The sequence below is a fragment of the Aquirufa sp. ROCK2-A2 genome (assembly GCF_054558485.1).
This window is the reverse complement of the sequence record NZ_JBPXKA010000005.1, coordinates 163,477-180,449: the sequence shown is the minus strand read 5'-3', so window position 1 is coordinate 180,449 and position 16,973 is coordinate 163,477. Positions and strand designations below refer to the sequence as shown.

Annotated in this window: 11 protein-coding genes; 9 read left to right on the top strand and 2 right to left on the bottom strand. The window is 37.6% G+C overall.

Annotated elements, in window-relative coordinates; translation table 11 throughout:
- Positions 1–702: 702 nt before the first annotated feature.
- The 5 genes from V7S76_RS08820 to V7S76_RS08800 all read left to right on the top strand — a co-directional run bounded on the left by V7S76_RS08820 (position 703) and on the right by V7S76_RS08800 (position 3,037).
- Positions 703–1,353, top strand: coding sequence for a hypothetical protein (locus V7S76_RS08820; protein WP_459509723.1), 651 nt, complete (start codon positions 703–705; stop codon positions 1,351–1,353).
- 48 nt (positions 1,354–1,401) lie between these two features.
- Complete coding sequence (locus tag V7S76_RS08815) at positions 1,402–1,773, top strand: hypothetical protein (protein ID WP_459509722.1); 372 nt, start codon at positions 1,402–1,404, stop codon at positions 1,771–1,773.
- Positions 1,774–1,820: 47 nt separating this feature from the next.
- A complete protein-coding gene (locus V7S76_RS08810) occupies positions 1,821–2,219 on the top strand; it encodes a hypothetical protein (RefSeq protein WP_459509721.1) in 399 nt (132 codons plus the stop codon).
- 69 nt (positions 2,220–2,288) lie between these two features.
- Positions 2,289–2,753, top strand: a complete 465-nt coding sequence (locus V7S76_RS08805) for a hypothetical protein (protein WP_459509720.1) — start codon at positions 2,289–2,291, stop codon at positions 2,751–2,753.
- Positions 2,754–2,794: 41 nt separating this feature from the next.
- On the top strand, positions 2,795–3,037 hold the full coding sequence (locus tag V7S76_RS08800; RefSeq protein WP_459509719.1) for a hypothetical protein: 243 nt from the start codon (positions 2,795–2,797) through the stop codon (positions 3,035–3,037).
- Positions 3,038–3,239: 202 nt separating this feature from the next.
- Here the strand turns inward: V7S76_RS08800 and pruA are convergent, their stop codons facing one another.
- Both pruA and V7S76_RS08790 read right to left on the bottom strand, forming a co-directional pair.
- A complete protein-coding gene (gene pruA / locus V7S76_RS08795) occupies positions 3,240–4,865 on the bottom strand; it encodes an L-glutamate gamma-semialdehyde dehydrogenase (RefSeq protein ID WP_459509718.1) in 1,626 nt (541 codons plus the stop codon).
- Positions 4,866–4,985: 120 nt separating this feature from the next.
- On the bottom strand, positions 4,986–5,702 hold the full coding sequence (locus V7S76_RS08790; RefSeq protein ID WP_459509717.1) for a ComEA family DNA-binding protein: 717 nt from the start codon (positions 5,700–5,702) through the stop codon (positions 4,986–4,988).
- 337 nt (positions 5,703–6,039) lie between these two features.
- Here V7S76_RS08790 and rpoB point away from each other — a divergent pair, with 337 nt between their 5' ends.
- The 4 genes from rpoB (at position 6,040) to V7S76_RS08770 (ending at position 16,668) form a co-directional block, all read left to right on the top strand.
- Entirely contained in the window at positions 6,040–9,915 is a 3,876-nt protein-coding gene (rpoB, locus tag V7S76_RS08785; protein WP_459509716.1) for a DNA-directed RNA polymerase subunit beta, read from the top strand.
- Between the two features lie 62 nt (positions 9,916–9,977).
- A complete protein-coding gene (gene rpoC / locus V7S76_RS08780) occupies positions 9,978–14,312 on the top strand; it encodes a DNA-directed RNA polymerase subunit beta' (RefSeq protein WP_459509715.1) in 4,335 nt (1,444 codons plus the stop codon).
- A 465-nt stretch (positions 14,313–14,777) separates the two neighbouring features.
- A complete protein-coding gene (locus tag V7S76_RS08775) occupies positions 14,778–15,098 on the top strand; it encodes a DUF3467 domain-containing protein (protein WP_459509714.1) in 321 nt (106 codons plus the stop codon).
- 109 nt (positions 15,099–15,207) lie between these two features.
- Positions 15,208–16,668, top strand: coding sequence for a tagaturonate reductase (locus tag V7S76_RS08770; RefSeq protein WP_459509713.1), 1,461 nt, complete (start codon positions 15,208–15,210; stop codon positions 16,666–16,668).
- Positions 16,669–16,973 lie beyond the last annotated feature (305 nt).

Below are 16,973 nucleotides of genomic sequence, written 5' to 3'. Positions count from 1 at the left end.
CTACTCTTCAATTCCTACAAGCCTGCGCCTGTTTCATCTTCAATTATACCGTCTCACTTAGTGCTAACAACCTTTTGTTAGCGATTGGGAGTGCAAAGATGTAGGTTTATTTTTTAAATACCAAACTACTACGCAATCTTTTTTTATTACTTCAGCCTAATCCATTGAAAATCAAGGAGAATATTTGAATAAAAATTATGTCTCCTAAACAAAAACAACAATTTTTATTCAAAATGCGAATTAATAGTGAAAACATTGAAGTAGCCGGAACAAGCCAAAAATTGCCTCTTCTTAACCTAATTCGTTACAACAATGCAATATGTTGATTCTTTTTTTTCTTTGGTATTTCTTTTTTTTAGAAAAAAGAAACAAACAACTTAATTAAGTCAATTTATCCATGACGAATCAATTTAATTATGAATTATGAGCGTTTTTTAAAACTCATAACTCATATTTTTTTCTTTTCTTTCGGCGGATTAACCACAAGTTTACAGATATTTTCTAAACTAGAAAAAAGCCTTGACAGAGCGGAGTTGAAACCAAAATCGGTAAGAATGAATAAATAAAAATCCAGAATATTAATTCTTAATTAACATGAATAAGGGCCTCAGAATCCAAAATTTGCTACCCTTTAATTAATTTGACAAATGCTTTGGAATTAACTTACCTTTCGATACATTTGAAAACCAAAACCTAATCGCTATGAAAAACAGCTCTAAGCTATTCCTCTTCTTGTTTACAGGACTACTTTCATTGTTGATCATCGAGGTTAAAGCATATTCTCATTGGGAAGCAAATTTAGACAGTAATGCCATTCTTCTAAAGGAAGTTGTGATTCTAAGTGACCCATCAAAAACACCAAGTTCAGAAATACCCAAAAAGGTTAGTTCAATCAGTGGTGGACCAATGCAATTATGGATGGGAATGCTTATGAATGATCCAACATTATTTCAGAAGGAAATAAGGACCATTTCCTTTTATACTATAAAGAGTAATACCAAAGTCTTTGAATTAGAATTCTACACGCTTGGGGCAGACAGTCTGCCTGAAAAAAAATTACATTCTGCCCACTTTGAATTTAGTTTATTTAAAAAAGGTTGGAATGAATTTGAAATACCCCCTCATATCCTAATCCCAGAAAATGGTCTAATTGTGGCAGTTCGATTCAAAAAACGAGCATTCGATTGGCATAACCAGGATAATTCCATTGGATTAGGAGTTTACAAAAGTCATAAACCTACTTACATAAAAGAAGGAAAAAATTGGAGGCATTTCCCCATTCATGAACCTTTTCAAGAAAAATACGCAGACCGAGTCAGTATCATGCTTAAAATATCCACGCATCCTATGTAACCAATATTGAACAGAAAAAATAATTAAACACGAAATAAACATAAGACTATGAAAACCTCTCGCAATACCAAAACCCTTTTTTCAGGAATATCTATTACCCTGATGTTATTTGGCTGTCATTTTGGATCTGAAGAACTTGTCAATTATAAAGGATCAGATTACCATTTTCGTTTAGAAATATCGGATGAATATGAACTTGTCAAACGATCCAGTAAATCTTTTAGCTCAAATGATGTAACATTTGAAAAAGTTCCGCTGAAAGAAAGTCTAGCTGAATTGCTTGATAAAAACAAAGCATTGATAAAGTTCAAAGATCCTGAAAAAGAAGATTTAATGATTACAGCTGAATATGAAGATTTTCAAGAACGTATATCCCATTCAAAGAAAACATCAATACAGCTGGAGAGAATTACAATTTAAATGTAAAAAGTGTAAAAAAAGCTTTCTTACCCATTTTTACAAAAGCAATGAATATTACCATCGTTGAAAAAGAAGACCCTAATGAAAAAAATTATCAATTAGTTGTAATTGATTCTGTTAAACAAAAAAATCAATTAAGTAAGATAAAAAAGGGCCTTGACAATTCTCAACCAAGCGAAAGTTCATCGATAACGAACTTTCCCAAGTCGTTGATTTGTAAAAATTGCACTATTTTTCAAATCGCTGAAGGACTTAATAAATCATATGGAGGAAAAGCATATTTTGTTGGTGATATAAAAGATAAAAATCGCTACACATTTAAAATAATAAATATCCCTTTTGAGCAATTAAAAAAGCAGTTAGAAAATGAAATTGGACTGAGCTATGCCCAAATGGGGCAAAGTAAAACATCCCTTAAAATCAGTACGATCGTTTTTAATGACTAATAATACACGAATGCCATCCTATTTCATAGATTTTATTCAACTTACCATATCATTGAAAATCTAATCACTATGAAAAACAGCTCCAAGCTAATCCTCTTCTTTTTTACAGGACTACTTTCATTGTTGATCAGCGAGGTTAAAGCCTATTCTCACCGGGAAGCAAATTTAGACAGTAATGCCATTCTTCTAAAGGAAGTTGTGATTCTAATTGACCCATCAAAAACGCCAAGTTCAGAAATACCCAAAAAGGTTAGTTCAATCAGTGGTGGACCACTGCAATTATGGATGGGAATACTTATGAATGATCCAACACTATTTCAGAAGGAAATAAGGACCATTTCCTTTTATACTAAAAAGAGTAATACCAAAGTCTTTGAATTAGAATTCTACACGCTTGGGGCAGACAGTCTGCATGAAAAAAAATTACATTCTGATCACTTTGAATTTAGTTTATTTAAAAAAGGTTGGAATGAATTTCAAGAAAAATACGCAGAACGAGTCAGTATCATGTTTAAAATATCTACTTATCCTTAACTCAACCTAATTAAAAAATTGTACCGTAAACACTCATCTCCATGGAATTTGTCGCACCCTTTTTTGCTTTTTTTGGATTTTTTCTATTATTATTCACATTACCTCCATTGATCATCACTGTTTTGATTGTTATAAAGAAAGAAATACATAACACTGATAAATTATTATTGATTCTTATGATATGGTTAATTCCTGTCATCGGAAGTATCGTTGGTTTGTACATGCTGATGACACAGTATAAAAAGGACAAGGATGAATTACGAAATAAACCGAACAGTAAGTAAAAAGGTCTAATTTTATCCAAGACTAATTATTCGGCTGAAGGCCGATTTTTACTACGATTTCGGCTATTTTTTTTGAGCTTAATGGTTGTTTGAACAACCGCAACACCAATAGCTGAAATAAGAACAATGACAATTATCCATGTTGTCTTTCCATTCGTATTGTTAATTAATTGCCACCCTTTAAATCGACTGCCGGAACCCATTACCCCAAAAAAGGATATCGATAATCCGTTGGAGAAGAAAAAACCTCTTTTACCGTTCTTGGAGAAACCCAACGCAATAAGTTCAAATAGGATCCTGCTTTGTCATTGGTTCCAGAGGCTCTAGCGCCACCAAAAGGTTGTTGACCAACAACCGCTCCTGTACATTTATCATTCAAATACAAATTCCCGGCGGCATGTTCCAAAGCTTTGGTCGCCTCCGCCATGGCATAGGCATCCTGAGCAAAAATGGCTCCAGTCAAAGCATACGCAGAAGTTGAATTTACTAATTCCAAGGTTTCTGTCCATTTCGAATCATTATAAACATAAATCGTCAAAACAGGTCCAAAAATCTCTTCCTCCATGGTTCTGTAATGTGGATTTGTTGTTAACAAAACCGTTGGTTCAATGAAATACCCTTTCGATTTATCAAAGCCTCCGCCCGCAATCACCTCAACCTCAGATGAAATTTTAGCCTCTGAGATATATCCACTTATTTTATCAAACGCTTTTTCATCAATTACGGCATTGACAAAATTTCCAAAATCCTCTGTTCCTCCCATTTTAATTGAAGCTAAATCGGATACCAAATATTCTTTTATTTCTGCCCACAGCGATTGTGGAATATAAGCTCTAGAAGCAGCGGAACATTTTTGACCTTGGTATTCAAATGCCCCTCTGATTAATGCGACCGCCAATGCTTTTGCATCAGCAGATGGATGTGCAATGACAAAATCTTTCCCCCCTGTTTCCCCAACAATTCTAGGATAGGATTTGTAATTGGAAATATTATTCCCAATGTTTTGCCAAATGGTTTGAAACACTTTGGTCGAACCCGTAAAATGGATTCCTGCAAAATCGCGGTGGTTAAAGACTATTTCTCCTGCAGCGGGTCCATCGGCAAATACCAAGTTGATCACTCCAGCTGGCAGACCTGCCTCCTCCAAAATCTGCATCAACAATGCTGCCGAATAAATTTGTTGCGGTGCGGGCTTCCAAACCACTGTATTACCCATCAAAGCAGGTGCAGCGGGTAAATTTCCTGCGATTGCAGTAAAATTGAAGGGGGTTAAAGCATACACAAAACCTTCTAAGGGACGATACTCCAATCGGTTCCAAACTCCAGGAGAAGAAATTGGTTGATCCGCATAAATCTGAGTAGCATAATGTACATTAAAACGTAGAAAATCCACCCATTCGCAAGCGGCATCTATTTCTGCTTGGTAAGCATTTTTCGATTGTGCCAACATCGTGCGGGCATTCAATTGCATTCGATATTTATTTGCCGACAAATCAGCGGCTTTTAAGAAAATAGAACAACGTTCTTGCCATGTTAAGGCCGCCCAAGCACTCTTGGCTTCTAAAGCAGCATTGATTGCATCTGTAACATCTTTTTGGCCTCCTTCATAATAATATCCCAAGATATGCTGATGATCATGCGGACATGTCATGGCTACCTTATTAGTACCTCGAACAAATTTTCCATTGATTTTCATCTCCACCTCAATTTGTTGTGATCTCAAATTTGAGATGCTTTGAACAAGCTGATCTTTTTCTTTAGAACCTGCCGAATAAGCAAAAATGGGTTCATTGATAGGTTGAGGTACTTGATAAAATCCAGTTGACATTGTATATATGATATGAAGTGTAAATTTGGCACAAATGTAATTAATTCAGGCCAAGTCCAAAAATGGAGCGAATATAAATAAAACGGAAAAGCATCATTTCAATCTTTGATAAGGTACCAATTACCTAAATGCCTCTTCAAGATAGGGTTTTAACTTATTCCAAATCGTTTTATCTATCAATTGAATTTTATCTAAATCTTGAAATGTAGCAATTTCTGGATGTTGTCGGCGATAAGTAAGAAAAATTTTAGCTTGAGCATACGGCAAATAGGGGTGTCTAAAATCTTTCCATTCAGTTTTTTGCAGGGACAACTTTCGATAGATCCCTTGACCTGTGTGCAGATTTTTGATTTGATTATTTACCCAAACAGAATCTAATCCATAAACTTCTTTCAATTGATTCACTGCATAAAAGCCCCCCAATTTTTCTCTATAAGCTAAAATTCGCTTGGCAAATGCAGGTCCAATGCCGGGTAATGCGATCCATGCTAAGGAATCAGCCGTATTGATATCGAGCCTTTGCATAGAGGTTTTTAGGTCATTTTTCTTCCCATTTGTTGGAACAAAATACCTACTTCTGTTACTATATGTATAAGAGTGGTCATTGGAAGCAAATTGTTTTTGGAAATTTTGTTGCTTGATCTTGATAGAATCGAGCTTGGATTCGTAATAGGTAGGCTGAAAGTGGGCATGTAATTCCTTTTCAAATTGGTAAGCTTGGAACTGAGATAGGACAAACCAAACGAAAAGCAAAAAGAGTAAGAACGTGAAGCCATAAATCTCTGATTGGGTTAGGCCAAAAATAAATCGAAGGTAGTAGTGGATTTTGGAGCGCATGGGTTTAGGTAATAGGTAAAAGGTAAAAGGTAATAGGTAATAGGTAAAAGTCACAGTTTCTCTCTTCTCTCCTTTATCCACGATTTACTAATAAATTTTCAATAATCTATTGCACATCCAAAAATTATCAGTAATTTTGCAGGCTATTTTAGGATTGAACTCTTTGAGTAAATCCAAGAAATGATTCTGAAACACCTTTTCTTTATCGTAGGGAAAATGCAAAGGGAACTCATTTCTAAATATCTACGAGGCATTCAGCTTAATTGACTCGACTGCAAGGTCGAGGATTTTTGCCCAATTGGGTCATTTTTCACATTAATTAAAACGTAAAAAAGCCTTGAGTAACATCACAGCCACCGGAAGACACAGCTTTGCGAAAACGCAGAGTGTGATCAATTATCCAGATTTTCTGGATATCCAAGTCCAATCCTTCCAGGATTTTTTCCAGCTAGAGACAGCTGCTGAAAACCGTACGGACGAAGGTTTATTTAAAGTGTTTGCTGAAAACTTTCCGATCGCAGATTCGAGAGAAAATTTCGTGCTTTCATTTGTTGACTATTCAGTTGATCCACCGAAGTATTCGGTAGATGAGTGTATCGACAGAGGATTGACGTATTCAGTGCCTTTAAAAGCCAAGTTGCGTTTGATCTGTAACGATACAGACAACGAAGATTTCCAAACTATTGAGCAGGAAGTATTTTTAGGAAACATTCCTTACATGACTGAAAGAGGTTCTTTCGTGATCAATGGGGCAGAACGTGTTATTGTATCTCAATTACACCGTTCTCCAGGGGTTTTCTTTGCACAATCGAAGCACACCAACGGAACTAAATTGTATTCGGCACGTATTATTCCATTCAAGGGATCTTGGATTGAATTTGCTACGGACGTAAACAATGTCATGTATGCTTACATTGACCGTAAGAAAAAATTCCCTGTAACCGTATTATTACGTGCTATTGGATATGGTAATGATAAGGACATTTTAGATTTGTTCGGATTAGCGGAAGAGTTTGCGATCGACAAAAAATCTGTTAAGACAATCATTGGTCGTCGTTTAGCTGCAAGGGTTTTAAAAACTTGGCAAGAAGACTTCGTAGATGAGGATACAGGTGAGGTGGTTTCGATTGATCGTAATGAAATTTTGATCGAGCGTGATACGGTTATTACTGAAAACGAAATCGAAACAATTTTGGATTCAGGAATGGCGACAGTTATTCTTCACAAAGATGATGTGAACGTTTCTGACTACAACATCATTTACAATACTTTACAAAAAGATACTTCCAACTCTGAAAAAGAAGCGGTTGAAGTTATTTATAAGCAATTACGTAACACAGATGCACCTGATGAGCAAACTGCTCGTGACATCATCCAGAACTTGTTCTTCTCTGACAAACGTTATGATTTAGGAGAAGTAGGTCGTTACAGAATCAACAAAAAGTTAGGCCATGACATCGCGATGGATGTGAAGGTTTTAACGAAGGAAGATATCATTTCTATCGTGAAATACTTGATCGGATTGATCAATTCACGTGCTGTAGTGGATGATATTGACCACTTATCTAATCGTCGTGTACGTACAGTAGGTGAGCAATTATATGCTCAGTTCGGAGTAGGTTTAGCTCGTATGGCGCGTACGATCAAAGAACGTATGAACGTTCGTGATAATGAGGATTTCAAACCAGTGGATTTGATTAATGCACGTACTTTATCGTCGGTTATTAATTCATTCTTTGGAACGAATCAATTATCACAATTCATGGATCAAACGAATCCATTGGCTGAGATCACGCACAAGCGTCGTATGTCTGCCCTTGGACCAGGTGGTTTATCTCGTGAAAGAGCAGGTTTCGAGGTACGTGACGTTCACTATACGCACTATGGTCGTCTTTGTACGATTGAAACTCCTGAAGGACCCAATATTGGTTTGATTTCTTCTCTTTGTGTACATGCGAAAGTGAACTCAATGGGATTCATTGAAACTCCTTACCGTGTCATTGAAGAAGGTAAAGTAGACACATCTAGCAACGTTCAGTATTTAACAGCTGAAGAAGAAGATGGCAAGAACATTGTTCAAGCGAATGCACCAATTGATAAAGCAAGTGGTAAATTCTTATCTGATCGTGTTAAGGCTCGTTTTGAAGGCGACTTCCCATTGGTTAATCCATCAGAAGCGCAATACATGGACGTAGCTCCTAACCAAATTGTTTCGGTTGCGGCTTCATTGATTCCATTCTTGGAGCATGATGATGCGAACCGTGCCTTGATGGGATCCAACATGCAACGTCAAGCGGTACCTTTATTAAGACCAGAAGCTCCAATTGTTGGAACAGGTTTAGAGCACCGTGTGGCAATTGACTCCAGAACGTTGGTAGTAGCTGAAGGCGACGGAGTTATTGAGTATGTTGACGCTTTACAAATTGTTGTTAATTATGATCAAACAGCAGAAGAGGCCGCTATTAGCTTTGATGGTTCGACAAAGACTTACAAATTAATTAAGTTCCGTAGAACTAACCAAGATACAACGATCAACTTAAAACCAATCGTGTTCAAAGGCGATCGTGTAACGAAAGGACAAGCATTATGTCAAGGTTATGCCACAGAAGCGGGCGAATTAGCACTAGGACGTAACATGAAAGTGGCGTTCATGCCATGGCAAGGTTACAACTTTGAGGATGCGATTGTAATCTCAGAGAAAGTTGTACGTGATGATATTTTTACTTCGATACATATTGAAGAATTTGAATTAGAAGTTCGTGATACAAAACGTGGAGAAGAGGAATTAACTTCTGAAATTCCGAATGTATCGGAAGAGACTGTTCGTAATTTGGATGAAAACGGGGTAGTTCGCGTTGGATCGGAAGTAAAAGAAGGTGATATTTTGATTGGTAAGATTACTCCAAAAGGAGAATCGGATCCAACTCCAGAAGAAAAATTATTACGTGCCATCTTTGGAGACAAAGCGGGTGATGTAAAAGATGCTTCTAAGAAAGCACCTCCATCATTGAAAGGTGTTGTTATTGACACAAAATTATTTGCTCGTCCTAAAAAGGATAAAGAGGAAAGAGAGAAGTCGAAAGCTGAGTTGAAGAAATTAATGAAGCAATACAGCAAAGATTTATTAGAGATTCGTCGCATCATGATTGAGAAGACGGTTACTCTTTTAAATGGCAAGACTTCCAATGGTATCAAGCATAAATTCGGAACGGTAATCGTAGAAAAAGGAGTTAAATTCTCTGCGAAAAACATTGAAGAATTATTGTTCCCAGACAAAAACTTGTATCGTGACGAAAGTACTTATGCGGTTCAAGAGGAAGCAAATTTATTATCTGATTTGATCGTAGAGGAAGCAACAACGGATGCAGATTTAAACCGTACATTCTTACAATTGATCAAAAATTACAATGTTCGTCGTAATGAAATCGCTGGTCGATTCAAGCGTGAGCGTTTTGTTTTAGAAGTTGGAGATGAGTTGCCAGCAGGTATCGTGAAATTGGCAAAAGTTTATATCGCTAAGAAACGTAAGTTGAAAGTAGGTGATAAGATGGCGGGTCGTCACGGTAATAAAGGGGTTGTTGCTCGTATCGTTCGTGAGGAAGATATGCCATTCTTAGAAGACGGAACACCGGTAGATATCGTATTGAATCCACTTGGGGTACCATCTCGTATGAACTTAGGTCAGATTTATGAAACTGTATTAGGTTGGGCTGGACAAAAATTAGGTAAGCGTTATGCGACTCCTATTTTCGACGGTGGAACTGAAGCAGAAGTAGCTGCAGAGTTAACATTAGCTGGTTTACCTGATTGGGGCCGTACTTATTTATACAATGGATTAACGGGAGATATGTTTGACCAACCAGTAACGGTAGGTATCATTTACATGTTGAAATTAGGTCACTTGGTAGATGATAAGATGCACGCTCGTTCGATTGGACCATACTCATTGATTACTCAACAACCATTGGGAGGTAAAGCTCAATTTGGGGGTCAACGTTTTGGTGAGATGGAGGTTTGGGCTCTTGAGGCATTCGGTGCAGCTAATATCTTGCAAGAGATTTTAACAGTGAAGTCGGATGACGTAATAGGCCGTGCCAAAGCTTATGAGGCAATCGTAAAAGGTGAAAACATGCCAAAACCAAATATTCCAGAATCATTCAATGTATTGATTCATGAACTAAGAGGTTTAGCATTAGAAATCACTTTAGAGTAATTAATAAGGCTGGCAACAGCCTTTAAAAAAGGCAATCATTTTCCAAAAAAAAATACAAGAAAATGTCATTTAAAAAGACTAGAAAACTGAATAGCGACTTCCAGAAAGTGACCATCTCATTGGCATCACCTGAGTCGATCTTAGAAGGTTCCAATGGTGAGGTAACACAACCTGAAACCATCAATTATAGAACCTACAAACCCGAAATGGGCGGTTTATTCTGCGAGCGAATTTTCGGTCCAACTAAGGACTGGGAGTGTCATTGCGGGAAATACAAAAGAATTCGTTACAAAGGTATCATCTGCGACCGTTGTGGGGTAGAGGTTACTGAAAAGAAAGTACGTCGTGAGCGTATGGGCCACATTGAATTAGTGGTTCCAGTGGCGCACATTTGGTACTTCCGTAGCTTACCGAATAAAATCGGTTATATGCTTGGACTTTCGACCAAGAAATTGGATCAAATCATCTATTATGAAAGATATGTGGTGATTCAAGCAGGTATGTATGCTAGCGAAGGTAAAATTGGTAGCCAATACTTGGATTTCTTAACAGAAGACGAGTATTTAGATATCTTGGATAAATTACCTCGTGAGAATCAACATTTACCTGATGAAGATCCAAATAAATTCATCGCTAAGATGGGTGCGGATGCATTGAACATGTTGTTGACTCGTATTGATTTAAATATTTTATCGGCTGACTTACGTCACTCGGCAGATACGGAATCTTCGCAACAACGTAAAGCAGAGGCATTAAAGCGTTTGAAGGTCGTTGAAGCATTCCGTGAATCGATTGGTCGTATTGATAACCGTCCAGAGTGGATGATCATCAAAATGGTACCGGTAATTCCACCAGAATTGCGTCCATTAGTACCTTTAGATGGAGGTCGTTTTGCGACATCCGATTTGAACGATTTATATCGCCGTGTCATTATCCGTAACAACCGTTTGAAGCGTTTGATCGAGATCAAGGCTCCAGAAGTTATTTTACGTAATGAAAAACGTATGTTACAAGAGGCTGTTGATAGTTTATTCGACAACTCTCGTAAAGTAAATGCGGTTCGTTCAGAAGGAAACCGTGCTTTGAAATCGCTTTCAGATATGTTGAAAGGTAAGCAAGGTCGTTTCCGTCAAAACTTATTAGGTAAGCGTGTTGACTATTCTGGTCGTTCGGTTATCGTGGTAGGTCCAGAATTGAAAATGCACGAATGTGGTCTTCCAAAAGATATGGCGGCTGAGTTATTCAAACCGTTTGTTATCCGTAAGTTGATTGAGCGTGGCATTGTAAAAACGGTTAAATCTGCTAAGAAAATTGTTGATCGTAAAGATCCAGTTGTTTGGGATATTTTGGAAAACGTGATGAAAGGACACCCAGTTCTTTTAAACCGTGCTCCTACTCTACACCGTTTGGGTATTCAAGCTTTCCAACCAAAATTAATTGAAGGAAAAGCGATCCAATTACACCCATTAACTTGTACTGCATTCAACGCCGATTTTGACGGTGACCAGATGGCTGTTCACGTTCCACTAGGACATGAAGCTGTTTTGGAAGCCTCTTTATTAATGTTGGCGTCTCATAATATCCTTAACCCTGCCAATGGAGCGCCAATCACGGTACCTTCACAAGACATGGTTTTAGGTTTATATTATGTAACCAAAGGCAGAAAATCGACTGAAACTCACAAGGTGGATGGCGAAGGAAACCGTTTCTACGGATTTGAGGAAGTAGTAATTGCCTTGAACGAGAAGAAATTATCCAAACATGCTAATATCGTTGTAAAAGCTAAGGTTCGTAAAGATGACGGATCATTGGTAGATGAAATGGTAGAAACTGTTGCGGGTCGTGTTTTATTCAACTTATGTGTCCCTGAGGCAGTAGGTTATATCAATGAATTATTGACGAAGAAGAAATTGCAACAAATCATTTCCCAAGTTCACAAAATTTGCGGAATGGCTCGTACAGCACAATTCTTGGATGATATTAAAGAATTAGGATTCCAACAAGCCTTCCATGGTGGATTATCGATGGGTATTGGTGACGTTCAAATTCCTGCTGAAAAAGCATCATTGGTTATCAAAGCGCAAGAAGATGTTCAAGCGGTTTGGGATAACTATTTGATGGGTTTAATTACTGATAACGAGCGTTACAATGCGGTTATTGATATTTGGACCAAGGTTAACTCGAAGATTACCGAGACCTTGATGAAGCAAATGGAAGAAGACAACCAAGGTTTCAATGCGATCTACATGATGATGCACTCTGGAGCCCGTGGTTCTCGTGAGCAAATTCGTCAATTGGGTGGAATGAGAGGTTTGATGGCGAAACCACAAAAGAACTTACAAGGTTCGGTAGGTGAAATCATCGAAAATCCAATTCTATCTAACTTTAAAGAAGGACTAGACGTATTAGAGTACTTTATCTCTACACACGGTGCGCGTAAAGGTTTGGCAGATACTGCCTTAAAAACGGCTGATGCGGGTTACTTGACTCGTCGTTTGCATGACGTAGCACAAGATGTGATTGTGAATGAAGAAGATTGCGGTACATTACGTGGAATTAATGTATTCCCATTGAAAGATAATGAGGAAATCATTGAGCCATTATCGGAGCGTATCTTAGGTCGTGTATCTATTCATGATGTATTTGATCCAATCACGAATGAACTAATTGTAGCATCAGGTGATGAGATCAATGAAGCTATTGCAAATAGAATTGATGAGACAGCTATCGAATCGGTTGAAATTCGTTCTGTGTTAACTTGTGAAACTAGAGAAGGTGTTTGTGCGAAATGTTACGGACGTAACTTGGCAACAGCAGCAATGGTGAACCAAGGTGAAGCAGTAGGTGTAATTGCATCTCAATCCATTGGTGAGCCAGGAACTCAGTTGACATTACGTACTTTCCACGTTGGGGGTACCGCTCAAAACGTTTCCTTGGATGCGAGCGTAAAATCTAAATTTGACGGTATCGTTAAATTTGAAGAAGTTCGTTCGGTAAGCTCTACTGATGCAGAAGGAAATGCTGTTGAGATTGTCATGGGTCGTTCAGGTGAGGTTCAAATCATCAATCCTGCCAACAACCAAGTGTTCATGACGAACAACATCCCTTACGGTTCATTCTTGAGCGTGAAGGATGGAGATAAAATCAAAAAGGGAGATACCATTTGCGCATGGGATCCATACAATGCGGTTATTTTATCGGAAGCGGAAGGTAAAATTGTTTTCGAAGCAATTGAAGAAAACAACACTTACAAAGAAGAAGCGGATGACCAAACAGGTTTGCGTGAAAAAGTAATTATTGAATCTAAAGATAAAACGAAAAACCCTTCTGTTTTAGTTACGGCTAAAGGAAAAGAAGATTTGGTTTATAACGTACCAGTAGGTGCTCGTTTAGCGATTAATGAAGGTGACAAAGTGAAAGCTGGTCAGATTATTGCGAAGATTCCACGTGCTGCGGGTAAAACTCGTGACATTACGGGAGGTCTTCCACGTGTAACTGAGTTATTTGAAGCACGTAATCCTTCGAACCCTGCGGTTGTTTCTGAAATTGACGGTGTTATTTCTTATGGTATCATCAAACGTGGTAACCGTGAGATCATTGTAACTCCGAAAGAAGGAGCTGAGCGTCGTTACTTAGTACCATTGACAAGATTTATCTTGGTTCAAAACAATGACTTCGTACGTGCGGGAATGCCATTATCAGACGGAGCCATTACTCCATCCGATATCTTGTCAATCAAAGGACCAACAGCCGTTCAAGAGTATTTAGTAAATGAAATTCAAGACGTTTACCGTTTACAAGGGGTAAAAATCAATGATAAGCACATCGAATGTATTGTACGTCAGATGATGCAAAAAGTTGAAATCCTTGAACCAGGTGATACTCAATTCTTACAAGGACAAAATGTGGATCGTTTCGCATTCCGTGAGGAAAATGATCAGATTTTAGATAAGAAAGTCATTACTGATGCAGGTGATTCTGAGAAATACAAAGCAGGTATGATTCTTTCTGCTCGTGCATTACGTGATGAGAATTCATCATTGAAGCGTAGAGATATGAAAATCATGAAAGTACGTGATGCGGCAGCTGCGGTATCATCTGCTAACTTGCAAGGTATCACTCAAGCTTCTTTAGGTACTCAATCTTTTATCTCTGCAGCATCTTTCCAAGAAACAACGAAAGTTCTTTCTGAAGCATCGATCAGAGCTAAAGTAGATACCTTAGATGGTTTGAAAGAAAACGTTATTGTTGGACACTTAATTCCGGCAGGAACAGGATTACGTAAATACAAAGATATTTTGGTGACTCCAGCAGATGAATTGAAACAATTAGAAGTAAGAAATGCTTCTATGGACGATTCAGAAGTAGTAACTAGAAAATCAAGTGTTGAAAATTAATCCTTGCGATTTCTAAAAATAAAAAGCCCCTACAGAAATGTAGGGGCTTTTTTATTGAGAATAAACATACCTTCTATCAATTCATAAAATCACAACTTTGTATTAATCAGTTTGAAAAAAGCCAGCTTACTTTTTTACCCAAATTTAACCTGAAGAGAATTTTATCAAACTACTGAACTTTTATATTCGTAAATTGCAGGGGGTAAGGGGAATTGCTTCCCCTAAAAAAAGAAAGTCAAATTCACTAACAAATAGCTGATAAATTCAATCTATTTACTGATTAACTTTGAGAAATTACATTTATTCTTACCTTTAACGTTTTATTATAGAATACCTTTATTTCCTCAATTGTTGAATAATACATAACTAAAGATTGATAAAAAATAGAAATTGAAATTTAAATCGTTAAAAATAAAATCTGATACTATCAAATGATACTATCAACTCAAATTAACCCCAATAACCATGTCAAATAACCCAGAAGAAAATCAACTAAATATCGAACTTCCCGAAGAAATGGCAGAAGGTGCTTATGTGAATTTAGCACTCATCGCCCACTCGCCTTCCGAATTTGTGTTGGATTTTATCCGTATTCTGCCAGGTATTCCAAAAGCCAAAGTGAAATCTAGAGTGGTAATGACTCCAGACCATGCAAACCGATTATTAATGGCCTTGCAAGAAAATATTTCGAAGTATGAAGAAGCATTTGGTGCCATTTCCAAAGACAATGATGCCTCAGGTTTCAATTTTCCGATGAACTATAATGGGCCTATCGGCGAAGCGTAAACGTTTTAATTTATTTATTTCGAACAAAAGGACAAGTTTTTATAAAATTTCAGGTAAATTATTCAGTTTTACGCCTTTTAAGAGATAAATAAATTAAAATTTTTGTGTTATGGCCATGCCAATATTAAGTAATAATACTCTTGCAGACAGCAATTATCAACCCAAAGTAAAGCTCGTTTGTCCGAATCCTGAAATAGCCAATTACCCCGAAAAAGTACTACAATTTGGTACCGGAGTTTTATTACGTGGTCTATGCGACTATTTCATTGATAAAGCCAATCAAAAAGGAATTTTCAAAGGCCGGGTAGTGTTGGTAAAATCGACTTCGAAAGGAGATTCCAACGCATTTGAGCTACAGGATAATCTATATACACATTGTGTTAAAGGAATTGAGGAAGGCAAAGAAGTAGAAGAATATTTGGTTAATTCCTCGATTTCAAGAACCTTGGTGGCCAATTCAGAATGGGAACAAATTTTGGCATGTGCACAAAATCCTGAGATGCAAATTGTCATTTCCAACACCACTGAGGTGGGCATTCAATACCTTGCCAATGACACCCTTTTTGGACAAGCACCTAAATCCTTCCCTGCTAAATTATTAGCCTTTTTACATGCACGATACGAGCATTTCAAAGGAGCGGAATCCGCTGGAATGGTTATTATCCCAACAGAATTAATCATCAACAATGGAGATGTGTTGAAAGGCATATTATTGCAATTGGCCGAGGAGCATCAATTAGATAGTCAATTTATCAAATGGTTAATCCATTCGAATCGTTTTTGTAATTCTTTGGTAGATCGAATTGTGCCTGGAAAACCGGATGCTGAAACGATTGAGAAAATCCAACATGAATTAGGGTACCAAGATTCATTGTTGATCGTTTCGGAGGTTTACCGCTTGTGGGCAATTCAAGGAGATGACCATGTACGAAAAGTTTTAAGTTTCGCATCGGCTGATCCTGGCGTTATCATCCAAGAAGACATTGAAATTTATCGCGAATTAAAACTTCGCCTTTTGAACGGCACGCATACCTTAATGTGTGGAATGGCCTATTTATTGGGCTTCCGTTTGGTCAAAGATGTAATGGCCAATTCCTACTTCAGTAAATTAATCATGAATTTGATGTTAAGCGAATTAGCTTTTGCGATTCCCTACAAAATGGATTTCAAAGTAGCGGATCGCTTCGGAAGATCCGTACTGGATCGTTTCAAAAATCCATTCATCAACCATAAATTAATAGATATTACCGTACAATACAGTACCAAAATGCGTATGCGTAATGTTCCCCTATTAATCAATTATTACAAGGAATTTGGTAAAGCTCCCGAATTATTTAGCATGGGATTTGCAGCCTATTTGCAATTTATGCATGGGGTCAAAGAAGAAAACGGACAATATTTTGGCGAATGCAATGGCGAATTTTATCCGATTCAATGTGATTTAGCTGGCTATTTTTTCGAAGCTTGGAAAAATTTCGATTTACATACTGTGTTGGCAGATGAAAAAATTTGGGGTAGCGATTTAACGCAATTACCAGGATTTGAAGAGGCGGTGGCAAAGTATGTATGATGTAAGACGTAAGACGTAATATACAAGTAGGGTTGACCCTTGCGGTCAACCGAACAAACACGGCCAACCGAACAAATACGGTCAACCAAACAAATACGGCCAACCGAACAAATACGGTCAACCGAACAAATACGGTCAACCGGACAAATACGGTCAACCGAACAAATACGTTCAACCGAACAAATTCGGTCAACCGAACAAATACGGTCAACCGAACAAATGCGGTCAACCATACAAACACGGTCAACCGAACAAATACGGTCAACCGAACAAACGCGGTCAACCAATAAATAGAGAATTATTAA

What these genes read in the sequence shown, in the direction of transcription:
- V7S76_RS08820 (WP_459509723.1), top strand. Translation starts at nt 703, where the DNA reads ATGAAAAACAGCTCTAAGCTATTCCTCTTCTTGTTTACAGGACTACTT.
- V7S76_RS08815 (WP_459509722.1), top strand. Translation starts at nt 1,402, where the DNA reads ATGAAAACCTCTCGCAATACCAAAACCCTTTTTTCAGGAATATCTATT.
- V7S76_RS08810 (WP_459509721.1), top strand. Translation starts at nt 1,821, where the DNA reads ATGAATATTACCATCGTTGAAAAAGAAGACCCTAATGAAAAAAATTAT.
- V7S76_RS08805 (WP_459509720.1), top strand. Translation starts at nt 2,289, where the DNA reads ATGAAAAACAGCTCCAAGCTAATCCTCTTCTTTTTTACAGGACTACTT.
- V7S76_RS08800 (WP_459509719.1), top strand. Translation starts at nt 2,795, where the DNA reads ATGGAATTTGTCGCACCCTTTTTTGCTTTTTTTGGATTTTTTCTATTA.
- pruA (WP_459509718.1), bottom strand. Translation starts at nt 4,865, where the DNA reads ATGTCAACTGGATTTTATCAAGTACCTCAACCTATCAATGAACCCATT.
- V7S76_RS08790 (WP_459509717.1), bottom strand. Translation starts at nt 5,702, where the DNA reads ATGCGCTCCAAAATCCACTACTACCTTCGATTTATTTTTGGCCTAACC.
- rpoC (WP_459509715.1), top strand. Translation starts at nt 9,978, where the DNA reads ATGTCATTTAAAAAGACTAGAAAACTGAATAGCGACTTCCAGAAAGTG.
- V7S76_RS08775 (WP_459509714.1), top strand. Translation starts at nt 14,778, where the DNA reads ATGTCAAATAACCCAGAAGAAAATCAACTAAATATCGAACTTCCCGAA.
- V7S76_RS08770 (WP_459509713.1), top strand. Translation starts at nt 15,208, where the DNA reads ATGGCCATGCCAATATTAAGTAATAATACTCTTGCAGACAGCAATTAT.